Source organism: Aestuariibaculum sp. M13 (genome assembly GCF_024723255.1).
Lineage (GTDB): Bacteria > Bacteroidota > Bacteroidia > Flavobacteriales > Flavobacteriaceae > Aestuariibaculum > Aestuariibaculum lutulentum.
Window position 1 is genome coordinate 667,609 of record NZ_JANIAC010000002.1, and the last position, 12,012, is coordinate 679,620.

General features: G+C 38.0%; 6 protein-coding genes. All 6 read right to left on the minus strand.

Features of this window, described 5'->3' with window-relative positions; genetic code table 11:
* Window positions 1-10 precede the first annotated feature (10 nt).
* On the minus strand, window positions 11-1,579 hold the full coding sequence (locus NO995_RS09940; protein ID WP_258227374.1) for a glycoside hydrolase: 1,569 nt from the start codon (window positions 1,577-1,579) through the stop codon (window positions 11-13).
* A gap of 10 nt (window positions 1,580-1,589) precedes the next feature.
* The gene (locus tag NO995_RS09945; RefSeq protein WP_258227375.1) at window positions 1,590-3,104 is read right to left on the minus strand and encodes a cellulase family glycosylhydrolase; all 1,515 of its coding nucleotides are present in this window, start codon (window positions 3,102-3,104) and stop codon (window positions 1,590-1,592) included.
* A 15-nt stretch (window positions 3,105-3,119) separates the two neighbouring features.
* Complete coding sequence (locus tag NO995_RS09950) at window positions 3,120-5,369, minus strand: glycoside hydrolase family 3 C-terminal domain-containing protein (RefSeq protein WP_258227376.1); 2,250 nt, start codon at window positions 5,367-5,369, stop codon at window positions 3,120-3,122.
* Window positions 5,370-5,419: 50 nt separating this feature from the next.
* Window positions 5,420-8,296: a TIM-barrel domain-containing protein gene (locus NO995_RS09955; protein ID WP_308813196.1), complete on the minus strand. Its 2,877-nt coding sequence runs from the start codon at window positions 8,294-8,296 to the stop codon at window positions 5,420-5,422.
* Between the two features lie 170 nt (window positions 8,297-8,466).
* The gene (locus NO995_RS09960) at window positions 8,467-10,398 is read right to left on the minus strand and encodes a hypothetical protein (protein ID WP_258227377.1); all 1,932 of its coding nucleotides are present in this window, start codon (window positions 10,396-10,398) and stop codon (window positions 8,467-8,469) included.
* 24 nt (window positions 10,399-10,422) lie between these two features.
* Window positions 10,423-12,009, minus strand: coding sequence for a RagB/SusD family nutrient uptake outer membrane protein (locus tag NO995_RS09965; protein WP_258227378.1), 1,587 nt, complete (start codon window positions 12,007-12,009; stop codon window positions 10,423-10,425).
* Window positions 12,010-12,012: the final 3 nt, after the last annotated feature.

The following is a 12,012-nucleotide window of genomic DNA, read 5'->3' on the forward strand; positions in this document are numbered from 1 at the left end:
TCATTATAATTTAAAGCCGCTTAAAATTTAATAGACATACTTCGTTTTCATTAAGAGGCATACTCTGTTTAAAAATTTGATTTGCAGGTATTTTGATTCTCTTCACTATTTCAGGTTTCCCTGAACTTTTATCCTTTAGCATTTCTACCTGCGCCTTAGTGAGTTGAGAAGGTTTATTTAATTCAAGATAATGTGTAAAAGGATCATTGTGTTTATAGCCTATTTTAGAAATTTCCAGTTGATAATTGCCTTTTGGAATATTTAAAATTTCAATTTCAATCTGTCCTTTTTCTTTTGAAGGCAAATTTCGATTGTAATAATCCTGATTATTCGTGTTCTCAGGTAAGGTATAGGTGTAATCCCATAATAACACCTGAACATCTCCGGCTTCAGATTTTGTTACCCATGACTCCCGATCTGAATTCTCCAATTCCAGATTTCCCAATGTATTCAAAAAGGCATAGGCGTGATATGCGGGCTTTTTAATCCCCTGGATATTCATTAAACCAAAACCACCATGAAAAGGTGTAAACCTGGGTCCTGGTTCCTCAAATATATCTGTAAACACCCAATAAGACATCGAATTTGCGGCGTTACCTATCTGTTTTATTTTTTGAAGAATATAGGCCGCCTCATGATAGCTATCATGCAATGGATCGGCAGGTGTATAAGAGGAACTCCACTCGGTGTAATGCAATTCTAAATCTGGTCTCGAAGATTCTAAAATTTCATGTTTAGACTCCTTAACTTCTTCGCTTACGCTCCATTCATTCTTACTTAAAACAGTACCTGCCCCCCCGTATTCATCTAAAAAACCAACATCTACGCCGTAGGCATGTGTACTTATAAAATCCAGCGGCACCTTGTTTTGTTCGCAATACTTAATCATTTCAGGTTCCCAGGCGGCTCCTGCTGTTGCCGGGCCTCCTATTCTATAATCTAAATTTACCTGTTTTACTGCCTGTGCAGCGTACTCATATAATTTAAAATATTCCGCCTGCGTTCCTGTCCAGAACCCAGGAGTTAAATTAGGTTCGTTCCAGACTTCAAAATACCAGGTTCTAACCTCATCACTTCCGTATCTGTCGGTCCAGTGCTGAACCAAATTTTCAACAAGTTTTCCCCATTCATTATAATCCTTTGGAGGTGTTACGTTACCCTTCCACCAAAATATAGTCTGGTTTCCGCTAGCCATTGCCGAAGGCATAAACCCAAGTTCTACAAACGGTTTCATTCCTATACTTAGAATATAATCGTAGAGTACATCAATGTATTGATAATTATAAACGGTCTTGCCCTGACGGTCTGTTTTATAAACCGCCATATCATCGCATAAAAGCCCATGCATTCTTATATACTTAAAATCGCAGTCTTGTTTTGCAATTTTTAACTGCTGTTGCCAGTCGGCTCTAAGTCCTTCATTTGCTCTGCCCGCACCAATACATTCTTTAAACATGGAGTTGGTTTTTCCCTTTTCTTTTAAAAAATCTACAGTTATATGCCTGTTCTGAGCAAAACCAGAAAACCCGGTTGTTGCTAGGTAGAATATAAATACATAAAACATGTGTTTGTTTGACATAAGAAAGCTATTAATTTAACCCATTGATTAAAGCATCTAAGGCCTGTTGATCATAAACCGTATTATTAGATCTGTTGAATAAAGCCGAAGAATGATTCCCCATATTTCCGGCATCCCAATAAAAAGGCAGCAAACCATTGGCTTTGGCCTGTTGCACCACCGATTTTAAGTAATACGCTCTGGAATTAAGATGTAACTGTAAATTTTCGCCTGATAAATTCTCACGTTTTATTGCTGCAAACTCTCCCAATACCACAGGAATACCTTTATCTACAAATTGAGATTTCATGAGTTTAAAATAATTTTGCAAAGCAGCTTCTTCCCCCCAATTGGCATTTCTGGAATTGTCGGTGGCAGAATGGTAGTTTGTTCCCCAGTAATAAAACATTTTTCCCCAGGTAGCATCTTCAGTCATTAAGGCAAATTGATAAGGTGTGTAGTAATGTACTTCGACCATTAAGCGGTTCTCGACAGCATCAACAGGTAAACTAGTCATTAACGTATTTGTTTTTTCTACATCGGTTGAAGGCCCTTGAACCACCAAGGTTCGATAAGCATTTTTACCTCCTGTAGAACGCACTGCATCAATAAAAGTCTGGTGATAACTGTTTAAAACAGCCATTTGCCCTTCATCTTCTGCGTTAGGTTCGTTAGCACTTGCAAACAATAAACGTTCGTCAAAATCTCTTAAATGAATAGCTATCTGCTCCCAAAATGCCTTTTGTTTGGCGTTTACATTTGTCTTACTGGTTTCATTAACATTGTTTTCCAGCCAACCGCCATCCCAATGAATATTTAAAATGACATGCATATCGTTATCTATACAATACTGCACCACCTCTTTTACGCGATTTAACCAGCTCTCCTTTAGTTTTGCATTATCCGCATCTTCTAAATACTGGTTCCATGAACAGGGAATTCTAATGGCATTAAAACCATTTGCTTTAACCGTGGAAATTAATTCTTTAGTAACCATAGGGTTACCCCAAGCGGTTTCTCCTCCTATAGCCTCCAAAGTATTTCCAATATTCCAACCTAATGAAATTTTTGCTGCTATTTCCTGAGCTGTACTGGACATACCAGTGGCATCAGCAGGAATAGGATTTAAATTATAATCCGGATAAATGCCATTACTTGAAAATGCCCCTTTTTGATTCACTGCAATTTTTACAGCTGAAATGCCATTGGCATTAACCGTTATTATAGCAGAGCGTGCAGCTATACTTGAATTATTTTCAGCAGAAATAGTTACCGTTGATACGCCTGAACTTCCGGTTGTTTTATCTAATGACAACCAACTGGTTCCTGAGGTACTAATAACCCAGGTTTCTACATTTGTATCAATAGATAACTCAAAATTGCCTTCTGCATTTTCAAAATCGATAGCATTAGCATTAACGGTTAACGTTTTTGCAACGGGTTCTTCTTCAACCTCTTCAATGGGGTTGCTATCGCTGCTACATGACCAAAATCCCAAAAGAATGATTGCCATAAAATGTCTTAAACTAAATACTTTAAATTCCATTTGATTAATTATTATCTATTTATGTATTTCTATAACAACCTCTTTTTCAATATGCCTTGAAGAATTCCCTAACTTAAGAATATACGTTCCCGGTTCTACTAACCAACTTTTTTTAACCTCGTTATAATAAGCTAATTCTTTAACCGGTAGTGTCATAACTACTTCCTGATCTTCACCTTGTTTTACAAATACTTTTTTAAAACCTTTTAGCTCTTTGGCGGCCTTCTCGACATAAGATTCGGGGTCGCTAACGTAAAGCTGCGCCACTTCCTTTCCACTAAAGTCACCCGTATTTTTCACTTTGAAAGAAACCTGAATAACCTCATCTGTTTTATAAGTAGACTTATTGGTTTTTAAATCTGAAAACTCAAAATTCGTATAAGATAATCCGTAGCCAAAAGGATATAACGGCGCTATATTTTTGGTGTCGAACCAACGATAACCAACAAGAATGCCTTCGGTATAATTAACCGATTCGTCACCAGGAAAACTATGTGTGGCATGTGCTGGTGAGTCTTCCAGTTTTTTAGGCATGGTCCATGGTAATTTACCTGACGGGTTTACATTTCCTAAAATAACATCTGCCAGAGCATTTCCACCTTCCGATCCGTTGAACCAGCTCCAGATTAGCACTGATGATTTTTGACTGATATTTTGAATATCGAAAGGTGCTCCTGCTATAATAACTACAATAGTATTCGGGTTAACCTCAAGAACTTTTTCGATAAGTTCCTCCTGACCAAAGGGTAATTTTAAACTCGCTCTGTCTGATGCTTCTGTTTCATAATCTCTGTTTGATCCGGCGAAAATAATGGCCACATCAGAGCTTTTAGCGGCCTTTATAGCCTCTTCTAACATATCGGGTTCCAGCTTATCAATAGTTACAGGCCCATTAAGTGTAATATCGCCTAGTTTTGCCTTTTCATCGTTAGAATAACGCTCTAAATACCCCTCGGCATAATTAATGGTTACCGATTCTGGTAATCGGTTTTGTAATCCTTCAAGAGGTGTGACTTCACGTTTGGTTTTCACACCAGCTCCAAATCCGCCCAAAGCATTTTTCTTTTTAGCATTGTTACCAATAACCGCAATACTTTTAACACCGTCTAGTTTTATTGGCAATTGATTGTTCTCATTTTTAAGCAACACTACCGATTCGGCTGCTATTTTGTATGCATCCTGAAAATGATCTTCTGTATTGATACTTCCTTTTGCACGACCAGCATCGTCTATACTTTTTAAACTAAACATGAGTTGTAAAACACGTTTTACATGTACATCGACATCGGCTTCAGCTATAACACCAGATTTTACTTTTTCTATCAAGGCATCGGCGTAATAGAATTCGTTAAAGGGCTTAGGTGTACCCATTTCAACATCCAGTCCGTTTTCTATAGATTTTTTAGTATCATGAACTGCTGCCCAATCGGAAATAACAATGCCTTTAAAACCCCATTCATCACGCAACACATCATTTAGCATATAACCATTTTCACATAAATATTCACCCCTAAATTTATTATAAGCTCCCATAAAACTGTAAGCCTGTGCTTCCTGAACAGCGGCTTTAAAGGCTGGCAAATAAATTTCACGAAGTGCTCTTTCATCAATTTGAACATCGACATAATCTCTATGTGTTTCCTGGTTGTTAGCGGCATAATGTTTAACACAAACCGCTACGTCGTTCTCCTGAACACCAACAATAAAAGGCACGGTTAATTTCTTGTTTAAGAACGGATCTTCGGTAAAATACTCGTAAGTTCTTCCTCCTAAAGGCGTCCTGATAATATTGATGGCAGGAGACAGTAAAACATCTTTATCCCTAGCTATAGCCTCCTCTCCTACACTGGTCCCAAACAAATACGATAACTCGGTATTCCAGGTAGCAGCCAGCCCGCCACCGGCAGGGTAATAGGTTGCAAAATCGTTATCCCATCCTGCAGCCGCCCAAGAATCTCTGGAAATTTCTTCTCTTACCCCTAAAGGCCCATCGGCCATGGTAAGTTCCGGAATTCCTAAACGCTCAATGGCTTTTGTTGCAAACATACTGTTACCATGTAGCATGCCCGTTTTTTCTTCAATCGTCATTAAAGCAATAAGGCTATCTATTTTAGAATCATATGCATTGGTTATCGGCACTCCTTGGTAGGTAACCTCAACCGTTTCTTTGGGTTTTATCGGTTCTGTTTCTTTTTCATTTTGCTTACACGAAGATGCAAACAAAAACGCAGATAAAACCGTCATGTACATTACATGCTTTTTCATTTGTTATTAGTTTAAGTTAAAGCCTGAAAAGACTTTCTAAATAATTTGGTTTAGTTGTTTTTTAATGAAATAATCTGAGATTCTCCATTATATTTAACCGTTATTCCCTGAGGATCGAACTGAAAAGGTTTGGGTTCTTCTTGACTCACCGGAACAACAATAAATATTCTGTTTTTCAGGACACCTTCAAAAGTTCCCTGTCTTTCACCTATGGTTAAAGTTTCTTCTGTATCATTATAGCTAAATGAAATGGTTGCATACGCGTCCTTTTCATAATTATAATTCACACCTTCATCTTCGTATAATTCAAATTGTCCGTCTTTACCTTTGTAAACAAACAACGTCATGGTTTCTGCAGGTTTTTCATCGGTATACTGAATCTCCGGCCCCACAGGAATTATCGCGCCTTCAGGAATAAATAAAGGAATTTGCTCGTAAGGAGCTTCAATATTTAGATGTTGACCTCCCTGTATATAGGCTCCCGAATAAAAATCGTACCAATTGCTTGTTTTAGGAAAATATACCTGTCTGTTTCTGGCTTCGTATTGGTATATAGGGCAAACCATTATGGAAGGCCCAAACATGAACTGATCGCTAATATTTTGAACCTTACTATCATTTTGATAATCCATTACCAAAGGGCGCATAATGGTATAATCGTCGAAATAGGTCTTTCCCGCCAAACTATAGATATACGGCATGAGTCGATACCTTAAATTGGTATAATACACAATAGATTGATATGCCGGGTGACCTTTAGGAGCAATATTCCAGACTTCACGAAACGGAAATTGCCCATGCGCTCTAAATAGTGGCGTAAAAGCTCCAAATTGATACCAACGGGTATTTAACTCGCGCCACTCTTTGTAATCGGCATTTTCTTGTCCGTTTTTATAATATTCAACTTGAGCGGCAACATAGCGGTCCTCAACACAAAACCCGCCAATATCCATGGTCCAGTAAGGAATTCCGCTAACTGAAAAATTTAATCCTGCAGCCAGTTGCGCTTTCATATCTTCCCAACGGGTAGCAATATCGCCACTCCAGGTAGCTGTAGAATACCGTTGTAATCCTGCAAATCCCGAACGCGTTAAAAGGAACACCCTTTTATTCGGGTTAACATCACGCTGCCCATTATAAATAGCTTCGGCATTCATTAAAGCATAAGTATTAAAAAACTCGGTTGAAGGCCCTAAAGCCGTTGGACCCTGAAGTGATTTTCGATAATCCATATCTGTACAATCAAGTACATTTGGCTCGCTGGCATCCATCCACCAGGCATCAATATTTAATGGATAATAATGTTCATAAATTTGATTCCAAAACAGTTTTCTGGCTCCTGCAGAATAGGCATCGTAAAACGATCCTATATAGCCAGGTCCTACCCAATCGCGTATACTATCCTTTATGGCTTGTTGGTACATCCAGCCTTTTCCATCAAATTCTTTAAAGTGTTCTGTGTTTTTATAAAATTTAGGCCAGACCGAAATCATCATTTTACCATGCATGGCGTGAATAGAATCGACCATAGCCTTTGGATCTGGAAAACGTGCTTTATCAAATTCATGACTTCCCCACTGGTCTTCTTCCCAATGATTCCAGTCTAAAACAATATTATCGATAGGTATTTCGCGTTCTCTGAATTCTTTAAGCACGCCTAAAATCTCATCTTCGGTTTTATAACGCTCACGGCTTTGCCAATACCCCATGGCCCATTTTGGCATAATTGGAGATTTTCCGGTAAGGGTTCGGTACCCTTTTATAACTTCATCCATGTTATCCCCATGAACAAAGTAATAATTTAAAGACTTGTTCATCTCACTCCACCATACCTGTTTCCCTAATTCTAATTCCGGCTGGGGTGTTCTAACACGTAATCCGCAATACGAAGTTCCTCCGTTCGGTTTCCATTCTATGCGCAATGGCACTCGTTTTCCTTGTTCTAAATTAAAATTAAATTTATAAGCATTCGGGTTCCACGCGGTTCGCCAGCGTTCTGGCACAACCAATTCGTTATTTACAAAAACCTTTATATATCCGGCATAATAGAGAATGAATTTAAATTCGCCTGTTTCTTGAGCTTCTATATCACCTTCATAAACCACATTGGCATTTTTTAAAGGAATATCTTTTGGCAAATTCTTGATGCTTTTCTGGTCTTCAAAAAAGATTGAAGGCTCCTTTCTTATAATATCATTCTGAATTTCTGATGCCGCGTATGTTCCTGTTAACCCACCTGATTCTCCGTTTTTATCATAGAGTTTAAACACGTCGTTTAATTGTTGATAAGAACGGCTATCACCAAATCGGCTTAACGAATAGCTATCCCAAAGCAGACCGTAATTTTTATTTGATACGATAAAAGGAACAGACACTTTAGTGTTGTACTGAAATAACTCTTCACTTTTATTTTTATAATTAAACTCATCAGACTGGTGCTGACCAAGCCCATAAAAAGCTTCGTCGTCTGGCGACTCAAAAATCTGACGCACGGTTTGGCCTTTTGTTCCTTCTACCTCTATAGATGTAAAGGTTTTTCCTCCTCCAGCGACTTCTGTTAAAACCGCCTGATCATTTTTGTCTTTAAAACAAATACCTCCATCTATTTTTGAAACCCAAACGCTAAGTTTAGAAGTTTTCAATATAATAGAATCCTGATGTTCTTTAACAGAAAAAGGTACTGTTTCTTGATCAGGTACAATAATTAAACTGGAATCCTTTGGAAATTCATTTTCAGGTGTTGCCGAAACATGTATGAGCTCCTCTCCCAACACCTTTAATTTCATTTTTTTTACTTGTGTATCTGGATTGTTTAAACTTATAACAATACCATCTTGAACCTGATTATAATTTTTATTTTCACAAGAGTATATTATGAATAAAAGAAAAATTAATGGATATAATATTTTCATTTTTGAATATTTCATTTGGTAGCATTTACTTCAATACACTCTCTATTTTTAGCACAAAAAAAACGCAACAAAACCCTGTAAACAAACCTCATAAGATTTATTCAATTCGTTTCATGCTGTTATTAGATAAATGTATTTTTAGATTATCCGGGGATATACCAGCAGCACATCCCCGGACTTTAATTTTATGATTTAGGAACAAATACCCAGGTAATCCAGAAAGCATCTTCTCCTGATCCGGCAGGGTCTCTGTTTGCTTGTAGTAACAAAGCTCCTGGTTCAATTTTAAAAGTTCTGATTGCGGTCCAGTCTGCCACGTAATTATCACCAACAAGGCTTCCGTTTACCTCATGAGTTGCAGACCAAGGATGTAACATTTCGGCAGTTATCGTTAATTCACCTTCAGTTACACTCCAGTTTCCTGTTAACTGCACCATAGATCCCGTATCTGCCCACTGGTTAACAACCATAGTACCATCGGCATTAAACGTCATATCTCCATAATCGACGCCTACATCTCCTGCTGCATATTGATCACCAGGCATTGGATTCCAAGCCCAGGTGGCAAAATCGGAATAAATTGTAGGCCCTTGTAAAGCACCATAACTGGTTGCTACATCGTAAGTTCTATTAGAATCTAATACCCATGTGTTACTGGTTAAAATTGACTTAACCTCAGCATCTGGGTCGGTATCTCCATTATCTAAAACAAAGTGGAATACCATATATTCACTTTTACCAGATTCATCTCGTTTACCAAACCAAATATCTGTAACGACAGAACCTGTAGTGGCAGTTTTAACAATTTTCCATTGGTTTTCTGATGTGGTCCCCACAGTTGCCCATGAACTTCCAATAGGGAAATAAGGTGTTATACCTTCAAAGGAAATTATGTTGGTTGATTGATCTGTTGTATAAGTTCCAGACATTTCTGTTCCATTACTGTCTATTGTTGTTACAGTACCATCGTTAGAAAACGTAATTTTATTATTTATAACAGTTGCCTGATCCGCAGAAGTGTACCCTGGCCAACCGGCAGCTTCATAGTCAGCAGCTGTTTGCCAACCATTTAATAACGTTCCGTTTAAGTCAGTCCAGTCGAAAGGACTATCCGGGCTTAAATGCCAGGTTTTTGTGGTCGTTGTTGTAGTAGATAATAAATCGCCAACTGTACCCCCATTTAAATCAATATCCGGTGTTGGATCTGGTACATCTTCAGGCACCCAATTGTCGTTATAATTTTTAGAAATGAAATTAAATACTAATAATACGCGGCCACCACAACCATCTTTTCTAAACACCCCTAATTGCATAGTATCTTCGGTAAGCGAAAAAAGTTTAGCATCAGACCAGCTTTCAACACAATCCTGATTTCCAAAATCATGTAACATGGTCGCATCTGTAAAAGTTAAGGTGTGATTATCTTTATCTAAAAAGTAGGTTCCTTCTTCATTTGTCCCCGTTGATAAATTGTTTGTAGTTACAAAAGGACCTCCATCCAAACTAAAGGTCATGGTTCCAAAATCTTCTGCACCGTTAGGGAATAACCATTCATTACCATTCCAATCGGGATTCCAGTTCCAGCAATCTCCGCCATAACATCCTCCATCTCCACCTTCAAGCCATCCCATATCTGTACCATAAAAATACATAGGGCCTGCAAAGTACTTAGAAACCCCTTCAGCATTTAAATCTAAATACCAGGTTTTAGAATTGCCAACCCCTCCGGATAGATACGTCCATAAAGGATCGTTTACATAGTTTAAATTATCGTCGGTTACCGTTATGGTTACGGGATCTAATTCAACCAATCCTCCAGCGGTTACAGCCGTTATTTTTATGGTATAATCGCCTTTGAAAGCGTATTGAACTGTTTCCTGTTTTTTGTTAGACCGTCCTGTTCCATAATCCCAGGTAAGGGTAACCCCATCGGTAAGATTGGTCATATTTACGGTATTCCCTCCCGGATCTACTGCAAAATCCTGAGAAATTTCAAACTTAATTTCAGATTTATCGGGCAACTTACCTAAAGAGTAGGTTTCCGGATCACATGATGAAGCCAGGTAAGCAATACCTAACGTCAACATTAAAGCTATAAATATTTTAATTTTTTTCATCTTTAATAATTAGTTTAGTTATTATTACCAACCTTGATTTTGTTTTAAAACACCACTAGATAGAGTTATCTGAGTATTTGGTATTTGCTGTAAACCTTTAGTCGTTTCAATATTACTTGCAGAAATGGTTTTAGTCTCTTCTACTCCACCACTTAAAAGTATTGTGGACTCTGCAATGGTTGCTGCGGCTGTACTCACACCTTGTCTTAATAAATCCCAATATCTAACGCCTTCTAAAGCAAACTCTAGATAACGTTCTTCTAAAATATTAGCCTGAGACACTGTTTTTGATACAAAATTTCCCTGATAAGCACGTTGTCTCACCTTGTCATAATAGGCCTGTGCATTACCACTTCCTAATTCGGCAGCCATTAAAAGGACATCTGCATAACGCATTACTACATAATCCTGATATTGATTAATTTGAAAATCGCTCACTCCATATTGGTTAACAGAAGACACGGTATTTCCTTCTTCGTCTACCATAGACATTGGGGTATACTTTTTATTATAGTAGCCGGTGTATTCACGCTGATTATCAATTTTATCGAAGGGAATTTCTTCATCGTCTATACTAATTATACTAGCGGATCTTCTGGTGTCGTTTTCATTGTAAGCATTCCATAATTTTGGATTTACCGTAATTCCCCAACCACTACCATAAGGCAATGAGGTAAACTCACGCATTCCGAACATAACTAACCAGTGGTTGCCATCTGTATTTCCATTATAATCACTGGTATAGGTATAACGAATTGAAAAAACAACTTCTTTGTTATCTTCACCGGCAAAGTTTTCTACAGAAGCTGCTGGCCATAGCGTTGAAAAATCGCTAACCAAATCATGACCACTTGAAGAAATAACATCTTCAAGATGAGCCAAGGTCTGAGATTTTGTAACCACGCCAACCAAATCGGTTGCGCTATAATACCCCGTGTAATATAAAAACACTCGCGCTAATAACGATTTTGCAGCCCATTTAGTGACTCTTCCCGTTTCAACCGAAGTATAGGCATCGGATGGCAAATTCTCCGCAGCAAACGATAAATCTTCGGCAATTACTGTGTATACTTCATCTGGAGTTGCCTGAGGTACGTTTTCGGTTGTTGGTTCAATGACTAAAGGAATATTTCCCCATAATCTAACCATTTCAAAATACAGGTAAGCACGAATAAATCGAACTTCAGATTCATAACCGGCACGTAGTGCATCATCACCCTCCCAGTCGATTTGATCCATTTTTAAAAGGAATACATTGCAACGGTACAAGGCTTTATAGTAATTTATCCAGTTACTATTATATAAATCAACGTAAGACGGCGCCCGAGTAATATCGAACTCGTCGATAGCTGCATAATTATACCCATCGGCATTTCCTGTTCCTCCAAAACAATTATCAGACATAACCTCACTTACTACAGGAATTCCTATTCCTGATGCTCCTGAAACTACCTGTAATCCGTCGTAACAGCCTACTAAAGCCGATTTGGCATCGTTTACATTTAAATAAAATGTAGTATCGGTTTGTTCTGTATAAGGTTCGGTGTCCAGACTACAAGATCCTAAAGTTAAAACTCCCAAACCTAATATGTATAAAAATATATTTTTCATGTT